Source organism: Photobacterium chitinilyticum, assembly GCF_004104355.1.
GTDB classification, from domain to species: Bacteria; Pseudomonadota; Gammaproteobacteria; order Enterobacterales; family Vibrionaceae; genus Photobacterium; species Photobacterium chitinilyticum.
In genome coordinates this window covers 108050-127078 of sequence record NZ_RJLM01000009.1, presented here as the reverse complement: position 1 = coordinate 127078, position 19029 = coordinate 108050, and the positions used below count along the sequence as shown (strand labels likewise).

Genomic DNA, 19029 nt, shown 5'->3' with positions numbered 1-19029 from the left:
GTGTGCTGTTGTGGCAAGAGTGTTTGTTTACGGTACGCTAAGGACGGGGCAGTCTAATCATAGCTTCCTTGGAAAGGCTTCCAAGCTGGGAGCTTGCCAACTTGTATCTGGTTATTCGCTGTTTAATCTCGGCTGCTATCCTGGGGCTAAAAAGAGTATTTCGAGTCATACTCCGCTGTATGGTGAAGTCTATGATGTTGATAGCAATACAATGGCGTTACTCGATCAGCTGGAAGAATACCCTGAGTTGTACACTCGTGAATTGGTCGATACGGAATTTGGGGTCGCCTGGATTTATCTTTATTGCCTTTCTGTTATTGATTTACCGTTGATCCATAGTGGTGACTGGTGTCGAAAGTGAGGCACTTAACTCACTAATATTTAGGGATGTGGCATTGCTTCGAGCAGTGCCTCATAGCTCTCACCGTTATAGATATAGAGATAGCCCTGCTGCCTGATAGCTTCTTCTGCGATCCCTGATCGTCGACCGGAGCGGCAGTAAAGAAAGATTGGTTGGGTTTTGTCTTTTGCTATTGAAGGCAGCCTGTCGATTTCATTAAAGGGAATATTGACTGATTTAGGCAAGTGACCGGCAATAAATTCCTCATTGGTGCGAACATCCACAATCAGTGGATTTCCCTGCTGATGCAGCTGCCAAAACTGTTCAGGTGTAACCACTTGTGCCTGAACTGGAGTGGCGAGCAGAATGGTAAATAGTAATAGTTGACGTATTTTGCTTCGCATTTTGCGCGGATAGCCTTTGGATATATCGTGAATTGTAAACGCTCCTAGTAAGAGACCCAGAGAAGGAGCGTTTTCTTAAAGAACTAAACAGTTACTTTTCTTGTGCTCGTTTGAAAGATTCCATGATTTCTTCTTTTGCGGCGGCAGCATCTTCCCAGCCATCGACTTTCACCCATTTGCCGGCTTCGAGCTCTTTGTAACGTTCGAAGAAGTGAGTAATTTGAGCTTTTAACAGCTCAGGTAAATCATTGACGTCCTGAATATGGTCATATTCTTTGCTGAGCTTAGTATGCGGTACCGCAACCACTTTTGCGTCTTCACCGGATTCATCCGTCATCTTTAGCACACCAACCGGACGGCAGCGGATCACTGAACCCGGAACCAGAGGGTGCGGGGTTGGAACCAGTACGTCGACCGGATCACCATCAAGTGACAGAGTATGGTTTACATAGCCATAGTTACAAGGATAGAACATAGGTGTAGACATGAATCGGTCTACAAATACTGCGCCAGTGTCTTTGTCTACTTCGTATTTAATGGGATCGGCATTCGCCGGGATCTCGATAACAACATAGATATCTTCAGGGATGTCCTTTCCTGCTGGCACCTGATTAAGGCTCATGATGTGTTCCTTTTAGTGAGTTAACCAATTGTTGACGATGTAAGAATTATAATACCAACCTTGTTAAAGAGTTGTCTATTTTATGCCCGCTTCATTCAAGGGGGTCGCGAGTCTGAAAAGGAAGCAGATAAAGGAACAGGCTACCGGGGCAGCCTGTTTTAGTCGGATGTTTTAATCGGGATTAGTGCTGTTCAGGAAATTCTTCGATGAAAGTTTCAACATTGTGAACCATATTGGTTGAACCAACGAAGAATGGGACTCGCTGGTGGAGCTCTGTCGGCTTGATATCCATGATCCGTTTTTTACCGTCAGATGCCAGACCGCCTGCCTGTTCAATTAAAAATGCCATTGGATTGCACTCATATAACAGGCGCAGCTTGCCATTTGGATGGGTTGCTGTGCTTGGGTACATATAAATGCCGCCCTTTAGCAGGTTGCGATGGAAGTCGGCAACCAGAGAGCCAATATACCGAGAGGTATAAGGACGGTTATCATCAGGCACGTCTTCCTGACAGTGCTTGATGTACTTCTTCACACCCATTGGGAAGCGGATATAGTTCCCTTCGTTTATTGAGTAAATTTGGCCGTCTTCCGGGATCTGCATGTTTTCGTGCGACAGGCAGAATACACCGAGCGAAGGGTCATAGGTGAAGCCATGAACGCCATTTCCGGTGGTATAAACTAGCATGGTCGAAGAACCATAGATGATGTAACCAGCAGCAACCTGACGGTGTCCCGGTTGAAGGAAATCTTCTTCAGTCGGAGGGGTGCCTTCAGGGGAAACGCGTCGGTAAATCGAGAAAATAGTACCAACGGAAACGTTTACGTCAATGTTCGAAGAACCATCTAATGGATCCATTAAAACAACGTATTTCGCATTGAGGTTTAGCTCTTTGTTGAAGGCAACGGCTTCGTCTTCTTCTTCACTGGCTACACCGCACACTTGATCTCGGGCTTCAAGTGCCGCTTTGAATTTATCATTGGCATAGACGTCGAGCTTTTGCTGATCTTCACCTTGAATATTCTCGCCGCCAACCGATCCTGTGATATCAACCAAGCCAGCCTTGTTGATTTCACGGTTCACGATTTTAGCCGCAAGCTTTATTGATCCCAACAGTGAGGAAAGCTCACCGCTGGCATGGGGGAAGTCGGTCTGTTTCTCGACAATGAACTCACCAAGGGTTCTAATATCGGACATATACAATCCTTGCATCATGTTGTCATTGGGGCAGTTAAGTCAGGTACAATGTCTCTATACGGACAGTTTGAGTACCTCTATATTAGGCTTATCGCCTGTTTTCTTGTGCTTTAATTGCGTATAAAGAATTGTATATAAAGATCTTTTTTATGGTACTGAAGTAACACATAAGCGTGAAATTAACAGAATTTATCCAGTGAGCCGACAGTTATGCATATCCATATTCTAGGAATTTGCGGCACATTTATGGGCGGTGCAGCGATTCTGGCCCGACAGTTGGGCCATAAAGTTACCGGCTGTGATGCCAATGTTTATCCGCCAATGAGTACCTTGCTTGAATCTCAAGGTGTTGAAATTATTCAGGGTTATGATCCATCTCAACTCACCCCTGCTCCTGACCTGGTGGTCGTCGGTAATGCCATGAGCCGCGGAAACCCTTGTGTGGAGTATGTTCTGGACAACAATCTGCGCTATACCTCGGGGCCGCAGTGGTTGCAGGAGATCCTGCTGCATGATCGTTGGGTGTTGGCGGTGGCGGGCACCCATGGAAAGACCACGACAGCCAGTATGTTGGCATGGATTCTGGAAGATTGCGGCTATCAGCCGGGTTTTCTGGTGGGGGGTGTGCTTGGAAACTTCGGCGTTTCCGCACGGTTAGGTGAAAGTATGTTCTTCGTTGTCGAGGCGGACGAATACGATAGTGCTTTTTTCGATAAACGTTCTAAGTTTGTTCATTATCGACCACGAACACTGATAATGAACAATCTGGAGTTCGATCACGCAGATATTTTTGATGATTTGAAAGCCATCCAACGTCAGTTTCATCATTTAGTGAGAACTGTGCCGGGTAATGGCCGGATCCTTGCTCCCAATAATGTCGAGAGTATTCAGCAGACCTTGGAAATGGGTTGCTGGAGTGAACTGGAGTATATCGGCGAGGACGGTCACTGGCAGGTACGCAAGCTGGTAGCGGATGGAAGTCAGTTTGAAGTGTATTTGGACGGTGAACTTGCTGGTGTCGTGAATTGGGATCTGGTGGGGGATCACAATGTCAGCAATGCCCTGATGGCGATTGCTGCGGCCCGTCATGTTGGCGTCACTGCGGATTTGGCCTGCGAGTCATTGGCTACATTTATCAATACCAAGCGTCGCCTGGAGCTGAAAGGCGAGGTGAATGGCATCAAGGTGTATGATGATTTTGCCCATCATCCGACAGCGGTTGAGCTGACGCTGGGTGGCTTGCGAGCCAAGGTTGGCAGCGAACGTATTCTGGCGGTATTAGAGCCGCGCTCAAATACAATGAAGCTGGGTGTTCACAAGCAGGATTTGGCACCGGCACTGCAAGCGGCGGATGAAGTCTATATTTTCCAGCCCGAGACTATCCCCTGGTCGGTGGATGAGATTGCGATGGCATGTTCTCAGATTGCGACAACAGATAGCGACTTGGAGGCTCTGGTGGCGAAGATCACGGCTTCCGCTCGGCCGGGTGATAATATTCTGGTGATGAGTAATGGCGGGTTTGGTGGTATTCATGACAAGCTGCTGGCTGCGTTGGCAGAGAAAAGCGCATGAGTAGCAAAACACAAGACAAGCGGATAACCCTTGCCTGGACTGGCGCTTCCGGAGCGCCTTATGGACTGCGCTTGCTGGAATGTCTGCTGGCGGCAGATTATCAAGTGTACCTATTAATCTCATCGGCAGCCCGGGTTGTTTTGGCGACAGAGCATGGCCTTAAGCTGTCTGCCGGACCGGATGCGGCTAAAAAGACACTGATCGAGCACCTAGACTGCGATGCTAGCAAGCTGGAAGTGTGTGGCAAAGAGGATTGGTTCTCCCCTGTGGCATCGGGCTCTGCTGCGCCGAAGCAAATGGTGGTTTGTCCGTGCTCGGCAGGCACGTTAGCGTCTGTTGCACACGGGATGTCTGATAATTTGCTGGAGCGTGCGGCAGATGTTGTCCTGAAAGAACGGGGCCAGCTACTGCTGGTCGTACGCGAAACACCGTTTTCGACACTGCATCTGGAAAATATGCTTAAGCTGTCAAAGATGGGCGTGACTATCATGCCAGCGGCTCCGGGCTTCTATCATCAGCCTGAAAGTATTGATGATCTGGTTGATTTTATGGCGGCCCGGATCCTCGATCACCTCGGCGTTGAACAGGGACTGGTTCCGCGATGGGGCTACGATCATCGCCAATGATCTGCTGAGATATTTGGTGTAAAAAAAGCCCGCTCAGCGGGCTTTTTCTATTATCGGAGTGCGCAGCCGGTATTTGGCTAGATATCTTGAAGGTGCGCCTGAGGTTTGATGACCAGTACATTAATTGGTGAGTTCTCGACGACTTTGGAAGCGACGGAGCCCAGCATAACCTTGTCGAGTCTGGATCGCTTATGGCTCGGCAAAATGATCAGATCGGCACCAATCCGGCTGGCATGCTCTAGAATTGTGGTCCAAGTCTTTCCTTCAGAAATATGCTGATGATGAATAATTTCATCTGGAATGTGTTGGCTGGCGAATTCTTTCAGCTGGTGCTGGGCATCCTGCATCATTTTACGGGCGGCATCTTTCGGGAAGTAGCTCGATACCATCGACATGTGAATTCCGGGTAGCACATTCAGTAAATGAATTGTCGCGTTGGACTGCTTGGCCAGCCAGACGGCCTGCTCGACGGCTTTGTCAGCAAAACCCTGTTCGTTCAAATCAACGGGCACTAAAATTTGCTTATACATATTATTCTCTTTATTTTTTAATAGGGAGAGTGAACTCTCCCTATAGTTTAGACCTGTATTGTTTAAGTCAGTGGCGAGTTTATGCGTGTGCCAGCTGCTTGGCTCGCCGGCGCTGGTTCCACCCCAAAGCACCTAGTAAAAGGATCGTCGGGATAAATACCCATTCCTTCATCGGTCTCACAGCCGGTAAGCTGACTTGAGTGATCTCCCAGTCAAAATCAATGCCGGCAGCTTCTGCCGGGCTACCAAACTCAACCAGATCAACCAGCATTTTTTCACCTTCCTGACGTAGCATCAGGCCCGTTGATGCAATACGATCGTCGGCACTGATGGCGTCTTCATCAAATGGTAGCAGCACATGCTTGCTAACCAGTTTACCTTCTAGGTTTTCACCGCTTACCTGAAGCTCGATAGGCTGGCCTATCGCCAGTTTATCGGCAGCATCAACGATAAGGACTCCGGGCATTTCATGTTTTGCCGGGTAAACCATGTCCCACCAGAAACCCGGACGGAACAGTGTGAAGGTAATGAGAAGCAGGGCAATGACTTCCCACCATTTGGTTTTGGTGAACCACCATCCCTGGGTTGCTGCCGAAAATGTCAGCATTGCAATAATGGCCGAGCTGACCGTCAGGAGCAGGTGCCACCAGGAATCGATATTCATCATCAACAGCTGGGTATTGAAGATGAACATAAATGGCAAGATCGCGGTGCGGATATCGTAGGTAAAGCCTTGGATACCCGTGCGGATTGGATCGCTTTTGGCTATCGCAGCTGCAGCAAAAGCTGCCAGGCCTACGGGAGGTGTATCATCGGCCAGAATACCAAAATAGAACACAAACAGGTGAACGGCGATCAGTGGAATGATTAAGCCACTCTGTGCGCCGAGGGTGACAATAACAGGGGCCATCAAAGTCGATACGACAATATAGTTGGCCGTTGTCGGTAGGCCCATGCCGAGAATTAAGCTGATCACCGCGGTAAACAACAACATCAACATGATGTTACCGCCAGAGATAAACTCGACAAACTCGGTCATCACCAGTCCGATCCCGGTTAGGGTGACTACCCCGACTACAATACCAGCTGCTGCTGTTGCCACCCCGATCCCGATCATGTTGCGGGCTCCGGAAACAAGGCTCTCTACTAAATCGACGGCACCTTCAACTGAGGCTTCGCTGACTGTTTTTTCTTTATTGAACATTGCTAGCAGCGGGCGCTGCGTGAGCAAAATAAAGATCATAAAGATGGTGGCCCAGAAGGCTGATAATCCCGGGGAGAAGCGCTCTACGGTTAGACACCACACCAAGACGACAATGGGGAGCAGGAAGTAGAGCCCTGATTTGATGGTTGGACCAGGATCCGGCACTTCTGTGAGTTCCGCATCTGGATCTTCCAGCAAGTGGTCTTGATAGTCGGCTGAAACTCTAATGAGAGCGACGTACGCAATGAGGATTATCACACCAATCATCGGCGTAGCAGCCGCACCAAAGACATCTTTAGTCCAGCCGATACCGTAATATACAGCAGCGCTAAGTACGACCAAGCCTAAGATAGTACCGCTAAATGACAGCAGGCTTTGTGCCAGAGTCGGCTTGTAGCGTCGTCTCAATCCTGTCATGCCTGCTTTGCAGGCCTCGAGGTGAACAATATACAGCAGGGCAATATACGAGATCAGAGCGGGCAGAAGTGCCGCTTTAATTACTTCAACATAGGAAATACCGACATATTCTACCATCAGGAAAGCAGCTGCCCCCATGATCGGCGGTGTCAGTTGCCCGTTGGTCGATGCGGCAACTTCGACTGCACCGGCTTTGGTGCCGGGGAAGCCGACCTTTTTCATTAGCGGAATGGTGAAAGTGCCTGTTGTTACCACGTTGGCAATCGACGACCCCGAAACTAGACCGGATAATCCTGAAGCCACAACGGCGGCTTTCGCTGGTCCGCCACGCATGTGGCCAAGCAGAGAAAAGGCGACTTTAATAAAGTAGGCTCCTGCTCCTGCTCGCTCCAGCATTGCGCCAAACAGTACAAACAGGAAGACGAAAGAGGTCGATACGCCAAGGGCGATACCAAAGACCCCTTCTGTGGTTAGCCATAGATGCGACATTGCCTTGTTCAGGCTTGCGCCTTTGTGGGCAATAACGTCAGGCATATGCGGGCCACCAAAGGTGTACAGCAAAAATACCGCTGCCACAATCATCAATGGTGGACCGAGTGCACGGCGGGTCGCTTCTAGCAATAGCACCATGCCGATAACGGCAATTACAATATCAAGTTGTGTTGGTGCTCCCGAACGGCCAGCAAGATCGGTATAAAAAAGATAGATATAGGCGGCTGAGAAGCTGCCTGCCAGCGCGAGGATCCAATCAACGACCGGGATATGATCTCGAGGAGATCGCTGCAATGCCGGGTAGGCTGTAAATGCCAAGAAAATAGCAAACGCCAGATGGATAGAGCGGGCTTCGGTATCATTTAATACACCAAAATTAAAAACAAATGGCAGTGGTGAGGCATACCATAGCTGGAAAAGTGACCAACATAGCGGAACGAACCATAAGATGCGTCCAGCCATTCCTGCTGGATTTCTTGCACCTGTGTCTGCCTGAGCCACCATATCCTGCACATCTGTCGACGCTTCGGTTGTCTTAGTCATGCATAATCCTTCTTCGATGGACTAGGAAAAATACGAGTTTTATTATTTTTATAGGTAGGTGAAATAGCATGCGCCGCTTGTGCGGCGCATGAGAGGCAATTAATACCTTATAAAGGTAGCCAATAACGGTTACTTTAGGTAACCCACTTCCTTGTAGTAGCGTACCGCACCTGGGTGCAGAGGAATTGACAGGCCGTCTTTTACCATGTCCTCAGGTTTCAGGTTTGCAAAAGCCGGATGAAGTCGTTTGAACGTGTTGAAGTTTTCAAATACTGATTTTACAAGCGCGTAGACAACATCATCGGAAACATCCGTTGAAGAAACCAGCGTCGCAGCAACACCAAAGCTGTTTACGTCGTCGTTGGTGCCTTTGTACATACCGCCCGGAACGGTGCTCTTGGCGTAATATGGGTTATCGGCAACGACTTTATCGATAGCGGCACCAGTTGCTGGAACTAGCTTGGCATCACATGAAGTCGTCGCTTCTTTGATAGATCCGTTTGGATGGCCAACGACATAGACGAAGGCATCAATTTTGTTATCGCATAGTGCCTGAGAGCGCTCAGATCCTTTTAGCTCGGATGCCAGTTTGAAATCCGCCTTGGTCCAGCCCATCGCATCCATCACGACACCCATTGTCGCACGGTCGCCAGAACCTGGATTACCAATATTTACTCGTTTGCCTTTTAGATCAGCCACACCGTTGATGCCGGCATCTGTACGGGCAATGATGTTGAAGGGTTCGGTATGAAGCGAGAATACAGCCCGCAGTTTTTTATAAGAACCTTGCTCTTTAAACTTGCTGGTACCGTTATAGCCGTGGTATTGCCAATCTGATTGAACAATACCAAAGTCCAGTTCACCGGCACGCATGGTATTCACGTTATAGATAGAGCCGCCAGTGGACTCTACTGAGCAGCGGACATTATGCTGTTTGCGATCTTTATTGACCAGCTTACAGATCGCACCACCCGTTGGGTAGTAAACCCCGGTGACAGAACCGGTACCAATGGTAATGAATTCCTGGGCACTTGCCATGCCGCTAGTCATAACTGCAGCGGCTAGAGCACTGATTTTAACAATTTGTTTTAATGCCATGTTTGTCCCTTCCTAATTGTTGTTATCTCCAGTATGGAAATGTTTTCCATCGGTGGAAAAGGCATATTTGCTTAAGCAAATCAGAACGATAATAGCAAAAGAGAACAAGAAAATTAAAATTATGTTAATGATTGTTTGCTGGTTTACTGAGGGAAGCTCTAGTTGAAAATGCGGGAAAGGGAATAATTATTTATATCAATCATGCACTTGTATCAGTAACATGCAATTCATGAAAGTTTTTCTGATTGTGAGCTCTCTCTCATTTGCGGAGAGAGAGGATCGGAGAGATTTTTAGTTACTGTAGTCAAAAAGATCGCACACCGAATTGAACAACTCTTCGGTAGTTATGGTATTTGTCGGGGTAATGAAAATTGTATCGTCACCTGCGACTACGCCCAAAATCCCCTCGGCCTTACCTAGCGAATCTAATAGGCGTGCAATGACTTGAGCGGCACCAGGCCCGGTGTGAATAACAACCAGCGCACTGTTATAGTCGACTTCCATTACCAGCTCTTTGAGCGGGCTGCTGGTGGTTGGTACACCTAGCTCTACGGGAAGGCAATAGACCATCTCCATCTTTGCGTTGCGGGTGCGAACAGCGCCAAACTTCGTCAGCATGCGAGAGACTTTTGACTGGTTGATGTTGTCGAACCCCTGAGCTTTCAAGGCGTCTACAATTTCGCCTTGGGAGCTGAATTTTTCTTCTTTTAGAATAGCTTTGAATGCTTTGACTAAGCGTTCTTGTTTATCTGAATTTCGCATAAGTAAATTTCATATACAGGGACGAGGTGCAGTATTCTGGCATAACCCTCTGGTTGGTAGCAAACCATGTTCACGGAAATTGGTGTATTAGTCACCATTATAGTGGGTTTGAATGAATAATTATTTATGTGGATATACCTCTCTGACATATTGACGGCTGCAATCTAATTTGAGAAATGTTATACATATGTAGCACATTTTATTCTGGCTTATGCGTGACATCGCAAAGCTGGTTGGGTTTGATTGTATTTCATTATTTGTTGCTATAACTTCATCAAAGCCAATCAAATGAAATCATTACCTTAGCTGAATAGTGTCTTCATTTGATTGGTATTAGGTCTGAAAAAAATATACTTCTATCGTAAAGGAGAACGAAAATGAAAGTTGCTGTAATTGGTGCTGCTGGCGGTATCGGCCAGGCTCTGGCTCTGCTTCTGAAAAACCGTCTGCCTGCGGGTTCTGATCTGGCGTTATATGACATTGCTCCGGTAACGCCGGGCGTTGCTGCCGATCTTAGCCATATCCCTACTCCGGTTTCGATTAAAGGTTATGGTGGTGAAGATCCGACTCCTGCGCTGGAAGGTGCTGATGTTGTTTTGATTTCAGCCGGTGTTGCACGTAAGCCGGGAATGGATCGTGCGGATCTGTTTAATGTTAATGCGGGCATCGTTAAGTCGCTGGCAGAAAAAATTGCGGTGGTATGTCCAAACGCTTGTGTGGGTATCATTACTAACCCTGTAAATACCACGGTAGCTATCGCCGCAGACGTACTGAAGAAAGCTGGCGTATATGACAAGCGCAAGCTGTTCGGTGTAACGACTCTGGATGTGATCCGCTCTGAAACGTTTGTTGCTGAGCTAAAAGATATCGATCCGGGTCAAGTACGTGTGCCAGTTATTGGTGGTCACTCTGGCGTTACTATTCTTCCTCTGCTTTCACAGGTTGAAGGCGTTGAGTTTACTGAAGATGAAATCAAAGCGTTGACGCCACGTATTCAGAATGCTGGTACTGAGGTTGTTGAAGCGAAAGCGGGTGGCGGCTCTGCGACATTGTCTATGGGTCAGGCTGCATGTCGTTTCGGCCTTGCTTTGGTTCGCGCGCTGCAAGGTGAAGAAAGTGTGGTTGAATGTGCATACGTTGAGGGTGACGGTAAACACGCACGCTTCTTTGCTCAACCGGTTCTTCTTGGCAAAGACGGTGTAGAAAAAGTGATGGATTACGGCAAGCTAAGTGCATTTGAGCAAGATGCGCTGGAAAGTATGCTGGATACACTACAAGGCGATATCACCAAAGGTGAAGAATTCGCAGCGCAGTAATCTGATCTGAGATAAAAAAAGCGGCCGATGGCCGCTTTTTTATGTCTAGAGCACCCCGGTTGATGAAATTGAAGCTAATAGTAGCTATCACACCCGGTATGGAGTTGAGGCTGTTCTGTAATATCATCGCAGTTAATGTTGATACGTTTGTGATCATTCATACTTTCGATGATGGCGGTATTATGTTCCAGATCAACATCAATCACTTCAGCAATGCCTTGCTGGCATTCCACCCACATTCCAGCTTTAAGATCTTTGGCTTGCATAATCGACCTCCATTAAGATCGCCAGGATCTTTTTTAACTATAGAACAAGAATACGATCCTTCTGTTGCTCCCCGAAGATCAAAAAAACCTGCACGAGGCAGGCTTTCTTGTCGAGATCTATAAATTCGCTGTTTTATTTGGTGCGCTTAACGGCAATATGCGCCAGTGCAACTAAAGCGTCTTTATAATCAGAATCTGGAACCACAGACAAGCAGGCAATGGCTTTCTCTGATTCTTGTTCGGCACGCTGTTGGGTATATTCCAGCGAGCCGACTTCGTGCATGCAGGCCAGGATCGGTTCTAGTTTGTCAAGGCCATTACCTTGCTCTATGGCTTCTCTGATCATGGCTGCCTGCTCGGCATTGCCATGGTGCATCGCATGCAGCAGAGGAAGGGTCGGTTTACCTTCGGCAAGATCATCGCCGACATTTTTCCCCATCTCCTCGCCGTCGGCATTGTAATCCAATACATCGTCGATAAGCTGGAAGGCGGTACCCAAGAAACGCCCGTAGTCCTGTAAAGCGGCTTCGACATTTTCAGGGGCATCAGCAATAATCGCCGCTACCTGTGTCGCGGCTTCGAACAAGCGGGCGGTTTTTGAGTAGATAACCTGCATATAGTTATCTTCAGTGGTGTCTGGATCATTACAGTTCATCAACTGCTGCACTTCGCCTTCGGCGATCACATTTACCGCTTCGCTCATAATGTCAAGGATCCGCAAAGATCGTAGGCTTGTCATCATCTGGAAGGAGCGGGTATAGATATAATCCCCGACCAAGACGCTGGCGGCATTGCCAAACATGGCATTGGCCGTTTCCTTGCCCCGGCGCATATCCGATTCATCGACAACATCATCGTGAAGCAATGTTGCAGTATGAGTAAATTCGATAAATGCAGCGGCAGTCGTGTGCTTGTTACCTTCATATCCAAGAGCGCGGGCAGCCAGGACTGCCAGCATAGGACGCAGGCGTTTCCCGCCACCGCTGACAATGTAAAAACCGAGTTGATTGATTAGGGCAACATCTGAATTCAGTTGTGCCAGTATCTTCGCGTCAACCTCCGCCATGTCGTTGGCGGTAAGCGCTTGGATAGCTTTGAAATCCATTGAACATCCAGCAAAATTGTTTGCCGCACCAGGCGGAAAAGTTAAGTATACCAATTTACAATAAATAACTGACGCCAAGCCTTGGCAATAGGCATATGCAAAGGTCGTCGGCTTTATTATACGTGATGCTTATCCGAAAACTGCTACGATGAGCTGTAGCATGCATTGCGTATTAAATAGCCCGCCAAGTTCTAAATTACTCGGTTATTTTTGTGAATTGGTATCAAAAAATAATTATCGAATATTATACTAAAATCCCGCTATCTTCATAACCTCGTTTACGTTTAAATCAGGGACTTTTATTACTGGCTAGCTTTTCACCATTTTTCTTCGCTTAATGGGTTGTCAGAAGCCCCGTTTTCGCGTAACATTCGCGCCCTATTGATGACAAGATTAAGCGCATACCCATAGCCCAAATTATAAGTGGCTAATGGCCTATGCGGACAAGCGGAGTAAGACATGTACGCTGTTTTCCAAAGTGGTGGTAAACAACACCGTGTAAGCGAAGGCCAGACCCTACGCTTAGAAAAACTAGACACTGAAACTGGTGCTAGCGTTGAATTTGATTCAGTTCTTCTTGTAGCTAACGGCGAAGAAGTGACTGTAGGCGCACCTTTCGTAGCTGGCGGTAAAGTTACTGCTGAAGTTATTACTCACGGTCGTGGCGATAAAGTTAAAATCGTTAAGTTCCGTCGTCGTAAGCACTCTCGTAAGCAAGCGGGCCACCGTCAGTGGTTCACTGAAGTCAAAATCACTGGCATCAGCGCTTAATAACAGGAGAATTTAAAGATGGCACACAAAAAAGCTGGCGGTTCTACTCGTAACGGTCGCGACTCAGAAAGCAAACGCCTAGGTGTTAAACGTTTCGGTGGCGAATCTGTACTTGCAGGTAACATCATCGTTCGTCAACGTGGTACTAAATTCCACGCTGGTAACAACGTAGGTTGCGGTAAAGACCACACTCTATTCGCTCTATCTGACGGTAAAGTGAAGTTCGAAGTTAAAGGTCCTAAGAACCGTAAATTCATTTCTATCGAAGCTGAATAATTTAGCCTCGTAATGAATTTTAAAGCCCTGCCTATTGGCGGGGCTTTTTGTTATGGAAGGGTTTATGCCGAATCAAAACCCGACTGCAGGAATCTTGCTGGCGCTAACGACGGCATTATTCTGGGGCGCTCTGCCCATAGCAATGAAGCAAGCTGTCGAAGTAATGGAGCCATTTACCATAGTTTGGTATCGCTTTGTAACGGCTTCGATAGGTTTAGGGTTATGGCTGTATTGGCGTAAGCAGTTACCTCGGGCCAGAACGTTAAGGTTAGCCGAATGTGGCATCCTTATGTTGGCGAGTCTTGGCTTGGCTGGTAACTTTGTGCTGTTTAACAGCGCGCTTGAATACCTCAGTCCGCCAGTGGTGCAGGTGATCATTCAGTTGGCGCCGGTCATTTTATTGCTGTCCAGCGTTTGGCTGTTTAGAGAAAAGCTGGGGGTACACCAAGTCATTGGTGTGGCATGCCTGATGTTAGGCCTGCTGTTGTTTTTTAATGAACGCTTGGTTGAACTGTTTACCAGTTTTAGTGGTTATACTCAGGGCGTTATGCTCGCTGTATTGGCTGCGCTGGTCTGGGTCATTTATGGCTTGGCCCAGAAAGTGATGCTAAGACATTTTAGCTCACCTCAGATCTTACTGATGATCTATATGATCTGTGCTTTGATGCTGACACCTTTGGCATCACCAGAGCAGATCCTGTTGATGGATTCGAGACAGCTGGGCATGTTGATGTTCTGCTGTATAAATACCCTGGTCGGCTATGGTGCCTTTGCAGAAGCAATGGCGCGCTGGCAGGCCTCGCAAGTGAGTGCGGTGATCACCCTGGCTCCCTTGTTCACAATATTATTTGTCGACCTTGCCAGCTTGATCTGGCCACAGTTTTTTGCTGCCGCAGCCCTGAATGTTCTTGGCTATGTCGGCGCTATGGTTGTGGTAAGTGGCGCGATGTTTTGCGCCATTGGCCATAAGTTTATCAGGCAGCATAAATAGTCAAGGTCCATTACAATTAGTTAATAGCTTCCGGGTAATTGCTGACGTGACCTGGTCGAGACGTTTTAACGCCATAGCGCGGAGAAAGAGATGAAGTTTGTAGATGAAGCGGTAATTCGAGCTGATGCTGGTGACGGTGGTAACGGTACTGTTAGTTTCCGTACTGAAAAGTATATACCTAAAGGTGGCCCTGACGGTGGTGACGGTGGTGACGGTGGTGATGTCTATCTGCTTGCCGATGAAAACGTCAATACTCTGATTGATTACCGCTTTGAACGATTCCATGCTGCGGTACGCGGTGAAAATGGCCGTGGTGGTAACTGTACCGGAAAACGTGGTGAAGACAAGGTGCTAACGGTTCCTGTCGGTACCCGCGCTATTGATGAAGAGACCGGCGAAGTTATTGCCGACCTGACCCAGCATGGTATGAAGATCATGGTAGCCAAGGGCGGTTTCCATGGCCTGGGTAACACCCGTTTTAAGTCGTCAGTAAACCGAGCTCCTCGTCAGAAAACGATGGGCAGTAAAGGTGAGATCCGTCACCTTCGTCTTGAGCTGTTGCTGCTTGCTGATGTGGGGATGCTAGGCCTGCCTAATGCGGGTAAATCGACCTTCATTCGCTCTGTTTCGGCAGCAAAGCCAAAAGTAGCGGATTATCCGTTTACAACATTGATTCCGAGCCTGGGTGTTGTTCGCGTCGATTCTGATCGTAGCTTTGTTGTTGCTGATATCCCCGGATTGATTGAAGGCGCTGCTGATGGTGCTGGTTTGGGTATTCGCTTCTTGAAACACCTAGAGCGTTGTCGTGTATTGTTGCACATGATCGATCTACTACCTGTTGATGGTTCAGATCCGATTGAGAATGCTTTCACTATCTTAAATGAGCTGGATAAATACAGCGACAAGCTAGCAAACAAACCTCGTTGGATCATTTTCAATAAGGTTGATCTTCTTTCAGAGGAAGACGCACAAGCGAAGATCGATGAGATTTTAGAAGCGCTGGCGTGGGAGGGAGATTACTACTGTATTTCTGCTCTAACTCGTATGGGTACCAAAGAGCTGACTTATGACTTGATGGAATTCATCGAGCAGCTTCCAAAAGAACAAATTGTCGAAGAAGAAGAGAAGGCTGAAAAAGTTGAGTTTAAGTGGGATGACTACCACGAAGAGCAGCTGAAGAAAGCCGAAAGCAGCGATGACGACGATGATGATGATTGGGATGATTGGAACGAAGACGACTATGATGTAGAGATCATCTACAAGCCATAGTCTGCGTTGATACCGATGTTATTGTCCAGTTCTAATGAAAAGCCGCTCTGAAGAGCGGCTTTTTTGTGTCTGGTCAACGTAGTGGAACGATAATTGTCTGATAATTGCACTATTTGTTAATAGAAGACTCATTCAGAGGGAAGGAAATGGTAAGTGGGGCGGAACCGTTAACGGAAACGTTGACAGAGCCACAGCAACGAGAAATTTCGAGGCTAGCCGTATTGGCTGGCCAGCGTTTGCTGCAACATGGGGCTGAAAGTACGCTGGTGGCAGATGTTACCTGTCGACTAGGGCAGGCACTGGGTGTGGAGAGTGTTGAAGTATCACTGTCAGCCAGTTCGATGGTGATTACGACCTTGAGCCACGGACGGTGTATCACGACGACACGACGATGCCAGGATCGCGGGATCAACATGCAGGTAGTTACCGAGATCCAGCGGGTATGTATTATGGCCGAGCGTGGGCTGCTGGGGGTAGAGGCGGTTCATCAGCGCTTGGAAAAGATCAAACCGTTACGCTACAACCGTTTCCTGGTCATAGTGATGATCGGGTTGTCATGTGCCGCGTTTAGCCGCTTGGCTGGTGCCGACTGGCCAGTATTTTTCCTCACCTTTTTTGCTTCTTCTGTCGGAATGTTTGTACGACAGGAGATTGCACATTGCCATTTCAACCCGTTGGTTAACTTTGGGGTGACTGCATTTGTTACCACACTTATTTCGGGCTTTGGCCAGGTATATCAGATTGGTGAGGCCCCTTTCTTGGCAATGGCATCTTCTGTCTTGATGTTGGTACCTGGTTTTCCGTTGATCAACGCCATATCTGATATGGTGAAAGGCTATGTGAACATGGGAATAGCGCGCTGGACAATGGCAACGTTGCTGACGTTATCGACGAGTATGGGGATTGTGGCAGCTATGAATGTGCTGGGTGTTTGGGGCTGGTTATCATGATAAATCTCGATTTTCTGTTGGCTTTGCTCAATGATATGTTCTTCGCCATGATCCCGGCCATAGGTTTTGCTTTGGTGTTTAATGTACCGCAGAAGGCCCTTAAGTATTGCGCGATTGGCGGCGCTTTGGGCCATGGTAGCCGGTTTGTCTTGATGCACTGGGGAGTGCCGATCGAGTGGGCTACGTTGGGGGCTGCAACTCTTGTTGGAATGATCGGTGTTCATTGGTCGCATCGTTTTCTTGCCCATCCGAAAGTTTTCACGGTTGCTGCTTTGATCCCGATGGTTCCCGGTGTCTTTGCGTTTAAGGCGATGATCGCTTTGGTAGAAATCAACCACCGAGGCTTTAGCCCCGAGTTGTGGGCGCTGATGCTGGAGAATGGTATCAAGGCCGTATTTATTGTGGCTGCGCTGGCTATAGGGCTAGCAATGCCGGGTCTATTGTTTTATCGTCGCCGTCCTGTGGTTTAGTTTTGCGAAGGGAATAATATGAAGATCAGTATGATTGCGGCGATGGCCAATGATCGGGTGATTGGCAAGGACAATGCGATGCCTTGGCACTTGCCAGCCGATTTTGCGTGGTTTAAGCAGTCAACACTGGGAAAGCCAATCGTGATGGGGCGCAAGACGTTTGAGTCGATTGGCCGACCGTTACCGGGCCGCCAAAATATCGTGATCAGCCGCAATCCGAATTTTCATGCTGAAGGCGTGACAGTGGTGCCTGATATTGCTGCGGCCAAAAAGGCGGCCGGTGACGTCGAGGAGTTGATGATTATCGGTGGTGGTAGTATTTATGCTGCCTGCCTGCCGGAAGCTGAACGCTTATACCTGACATTTATTGACCTCATTGTCGAGGGAGATACGTGTTTCCCTGATTGGGAAGCGGGATGGAATGAGGTCTTTGCTGAAAGCTATGAGGCCGATGAAAAAAACGCCCATAGCATGCGTTTTGTTATTTTGGAACGTCAGTAAGAAAAACTAGCTTGGCGAATAGTTCTATTGGCTAAGCTAGTTTTAGCTCAGTTGATCAAGCATAAACCGGGCATGCCTTTTCAAACCGAGCACCGTCCTCCCAGCGAAGCAGTGTCATGCTGTTCCCCCAGACACATCCAGTATCCAACCCTATGACGTGTTGATCTTCATAGCCCATTAACGCGGCCCAGTGGCCAAAGATCACTTTCTTACCGAGTGGCTGTCTGGGTAGATCAAACCACGGCTTGAGCTGTCCGGTTTCGGCCTGCTCTGGCGAGAGCTTGCAATCCATATCAAGTCGGCCATTCGGGTAACAGAAGCGCATTCGGGTAAAGGCATTGATTGTGTAGCGATATTGCTCTATTCCGCTCAGATCCGGGGTCCATATATCGGGTCCGTTGCCGTACATATTCTTGAGGAGCCACAGGTAGTCATCACTTCGCAGGCAGGCCTCGACTTCTCGGGCTTGCTGACGGGCTATAGGGAGATCCCATTGAGGGGGAATACCGGCATGAGCCATGACAAAAAGGTATTGTGGGTGTTCTGCCAGCATGGGTTGCTGGCGGAGCCATTCAAGTAGTTCGTCGCGGTCGGGAGCATCAAGGATCGGTTGAATTTTATCTCGGCTTTTAACTTTGGCAAGCCCATTGGCCACCGTCAGCAGGTGAAGGTCATGGTTGCCGAGAACGGTGGTTGCCTTATCACCTAGGCCTTTGACAAAGCGCAGAGTTTCTAGCGATTGGGGACCACGGGCAACGAGGTCGCCCGATAGCCACAGTTCATCTTGCTGTGGGTTGAAATGGGCTTGTTCAAGCAGATCACAGAGATCGTCAAAGCAGCCTTGAATATCACCGACAAGGTAAGTCGACATAAGGAGCCTCAGTGAAGGATATTGGGGATAGACAGCCGGAATGGGGAAACTTCGGCCTCGAACTCGTCTCCCTGTTCATTGATCATGACATAGTGACCTTGCATCACCCCTAGCGGGGTTTCGATAATGGTACCGCTGGTATAGGTGTATTCATCATTGGCTGCAATTTTGGGTTGCTCACCAACGACTCCTTCTCCGTCAATAACCAGTTTTTTACCGTTGGCATCAGTGATCAACCAGTGGCGGTTCAGTAGTTGTGCCTCACCGCTACCCAGATTGCGGATCGTAATCGTATACGAGAACACATAGCGCTGGTTTTCAGGTTCCGATTGATCTTCGATATAGTGGGTAACCACTCTGCACTTGATTGTGGGGATAGCATTTGTCGTCAATGTATTGCTTCCTTTCGTCGGCAGTTTGGCAGGGCCCGGCTAG

22 protein-coding genes are annotated in these 19029 nt (G+C 48.1%); 11 read left to right on the top strand and 11 right to left on the bottom strand.

The genetic code is table 11. The features are described 5' to 3' along the window. Positions 1 to 10 precede the first annotated feature (10 nt). Positions 11 to 361: a gamma-glutamylcyclotransferase family protein gene (locus EDI28_RS19040; RefSeq protein WP_233353473.1), complete on the top strand. Its 351-nt coding sequence runs from the start codon at positions 11 to 13 to the stop codon at positions 359 to 361. 20 nt (positions 362 to 381) lie between these two features. Here the strand turns inward: EDI28_RS19040 and EDI28_RS19035 are convergent, their stop codons facing one another. The 3 genes from EDI28_RS19035 to fbp all read right to left on the bottom strand — a co-directional run bounded on the left by EDI28_RS19035 (position 382) and on the right by fbp (position 2564). Further along, positions 382 to 744 (bottom strand): rhodanese-like domain-containing protein, encoded by a 363-nt coding sequence (locus EDI28_RS19035; RefSeq protein ID WP_128785473.1) that lies wholly within the window; start codon positions 742 to 744, stop codon positions 382 to 384. Between the two features lie 91 nt (positions 745 to 835). Further along, positions 836 to 1366, bottom strand: coding sequence for an inorganic diphosphatase (gene ppa, locus EDI28_RS19030; protein ID WP_128785472.1), 531 nt, complete (start codon positions 1364 to 1366; stop codon positions 836 to 838). A 181-nt stretch (positions 1367 to 1547) separates the two neighbouring features. Continuing rightward, positions 1548 to 2564: a class 1 fructose-bisphosphatase gene (fbp, locus tag EDI28_RS19025; protein ID WP_128785471.1), complete on the bottom strand. Its 1017-nt coding sequence runs from the start codon at positions 2562 to 2564 to the stop codon at positions 1548 to 1550. A gap of 210 nt (positions 2565 to 2774) precedes the next feature. Between fbp and mpl the strand changes: the two genes are divergently transcribed. After that, positions 2775 to 4136, top strand: a complete 1362-nt coding sequence (gene mpl / locus EDI28_RS19020) for a UDP-N-acetylmuramate:L-alanyl-gamma-D-glutamyl-meso-diaminopimelate ligase (protein WP_128785470.1) — start codon at positions 2775 to 2777, stop codon at positions 4134 to 4136. Beyond that, positions 4133 to 4762 (top strand): flavin prenyltransferase UbiX, encoded by a 630-nt coding sequence (locus EDI28_RS19015; protein ID WP_128785469.1) that lies wholly within the window; start codon positions 4133 to 4135, stop codon positions 4760 to 4762. Before mpl ends, EDI28_RS19015 begins: the two co-directional genes overlap by 4 nt. A 77-nt stretch (positions 4763 to 4839) precedes the next feature. Here the strand turns inward: EDI28_RS19015 and EDI28_RS19010 are convergent, their stop codons facing one another. The 4 genes from EDI28_RS19010 to argR all read right to left on the bottom strand — a co-directional run bounded on the left by EDI28_RS19010 (position 4840) and on the right by argR (position 9808). Then, a complete protein-coding gene (locus EDI28_RS19010; RefSeq protein ID WP_128785468.1) occupies positions 4840 to 5292 on the bottom strand; it encodes a universal stress protein in 453 nt (150 codons plus the stop codon). Between the two features lie 79 nt (positions 5293 to 5371). Then, positions 5372 to 7948: a TRAP transporter permease gene (locus EDI28_RS19005; protein WP_128785467.1), complete on the bottom strand. Its 2577-nt coding sequence runs from the start codon at positions 7946 to 7948 to the stop codon at positions 5372 to 5374. Between the two features lie 129 nt (positions 7949 to 8077). Beyond that, the gene (locus tag EDI28_RS19000; RefSeq protein WP_128785466.1) at positions 8078 to 9046 is read right to left on the bottom strand and encodes a TAXI family TRAP transporter solute-binding subunit; all 969 of its coding nucleotides are present in this window, start codon (positions 9044 to 9046) and stop codon (positions 8078 to 8080) included. 291 nt (positions 9047 to 9337) lie between these two features. After that, on the bottom strand, positions 9338 to 9808 hold the full coding sequence (gene argR, locus EDI28_RS18995; protein ID WP_128785465.1) for a transcriptional regulator ArgR: 471 nt from the start codon (positions 9806 to 9808) through the stop codon (positions 9338 to 9340). 377 nt (positions 9809 to 10185) lie between these two features. On the opposite strand from argR, the gene mdh reads away from it, so the two are divergent. After that, positions 10186 to 11124 (top strand): malate dehydrogenase, encoded by a 939-nt coding sequence (gene mdh / locus EDI28_RS18990; RefSeq protein WP_128785464.1) that lies wholly within the window; start codon positions 10186 to 10188, stop codon positions 11122 to 11124. A 74-nt stretch (positions 11125 to 11198) separates the two neighbouring features. On the opposite strand, the gene EDI28_RS18985 is transcribed toward mdh, so the two are convergent. Further along, entirely contained in the window at positions 11199 to 11390 is a 192-nt protein-coding gene (locus EDI28_RS18985) for a hypothetical protein (protein ID WP_128785463.1), read from the bottom strand. Between the two features lie 133 nt (positions 11391 to 11523). Next, positions 11524 to 12495: an octaprenyl diphosphate synthase gene (gene ispB, locus EDI28_RS18980; protein ID WP_128785462.1), complete on the bottom strand. Its 972-nt coding sequence runs from the start codon at positions 12493 to 12495 to the stop codon at positions 11524 to 11526. Positions 12496 to 12954: 459 nt separating this feature from the next. Between ispB and rplU the strand changes: the two genes are divergently transcribed. The 7 genes from rplU (at position 12955) to folA (ending at position 17723) form a co-directional block, all read left to right on the top strand. Further along, complete coding sequence (gene rplU / locus EDI28_RS18975) at positions 12955 to 13266, top strand: 50S ribosomal protein L21 (RefSeq protein ID WP_128785461.1); 312 nt, start codon at positions 12955 to 12957, stop codon at positions 13264 to 13266. 18 nt (positions 13267 to 13284) lie between these two features. Beyond that, on the top strand, positions 13285 to 13542 hold the full coding sequence (rpmA, locus tag EDI28_RS18970; RefSeq protein ID WP_128785460.1) for a 50S ribosomal protein L27: 258 nt from the start codon (positions 13285 to 13287) through the stop codon (positions 13540 to 13542). A gap of 64 nt (positions 13543 to 13606) precedes the next feature. Then, positions 13607 to 14533, top strand: a complete 927-nt coding sequence (locus EDI28_RS18965; RefSeq protein WP_128785459.1) for a DMT family transporter — start codon at positions 13607 to 13609, stop codon at positions 14531 to 14533. 90 nt (positions 14534 to 14623) lie between these two features. Continuing rightward, complete coding sequence (gene cgtA / locus EDI28_RS18960) at positions 14624 to 15802, top strand: Obg family GTPase CgtA (protein WP_128785458.1); 1179 nt, start codon at positions 14624 to 14626, stop codon at positions 15800 to 15802. A gap of 146 nt (positions 15803 to 15948) precedes the next feature. Next, a complete protein-coding gene (locus EDI28_RS18955) occupies positions 15949 to 16752 on the top strand; it encodes a threonine/serine exporter family protein (RefSeq protein WP_128785457.1) in 804 nt (267 codons plus the stop codon). Beyond that, positions 16749 to 17222, top strand: coding sequence for a threonine/serine exporter family protein (locus EDI28_RS18950; protein ID WP_128785456.1), 474 nt, complete (start codon positions 16749 to 16751; stop codon positions 17220 to 17222). The genes EDI28_RS18955 and EDI28_RS18950 overlap by 4 nt, the downstream gene beginning before the upstream one ends. 18 nt (positions 17223 to 17240) lie before the next feature. Next, positions 17241 to 17723, top strand: a complete 483-nt coding sequence (folA, locus tag EDI28_RS18945; RefSeq protein WP_128785455.1) for a type 3 dihydrofolate reductase — start codon at positions 17241 to 17243, stop codon at positions 17721 to 17723. A gap of 55 nt (positions 17724 to 17778) precedes the next feature. On the opposite strand, the gene EDI28_RS18940 is transcribed toward folA, so the two are convergent. Both EDI28_RS18940 and apaG read right to left on the bottom strand, forming a co-directional pair. Continuing rightward, on the bottom strand, positions 17779 to 18594 hold the full coding sequence (locus EDI28_RS18940) for a symmetrical bis(5'-nucleosyl)-tetraphosphatase (protein WP_128785454.1): 816 nt from the start codon (positions 18592 to 18594) through the stop codon (positions 17779 to 17781). Between the two features lie 8 nt (positions 18595 to 18602). Beyond that, a complete protein-coding gene (gene apaG / locus EDI28_RS18935) occupies positions 18603 to 18986 on the bottom strand; it encodes a Co2+/Mg2+ efflux facilitator ApaG/CorD (RefSeq protein WP_128785453.1) in 384 nt (127 codons plus the stop codon). Positions 18987 to 19029 lie beyond the last annotated feature (43 nt).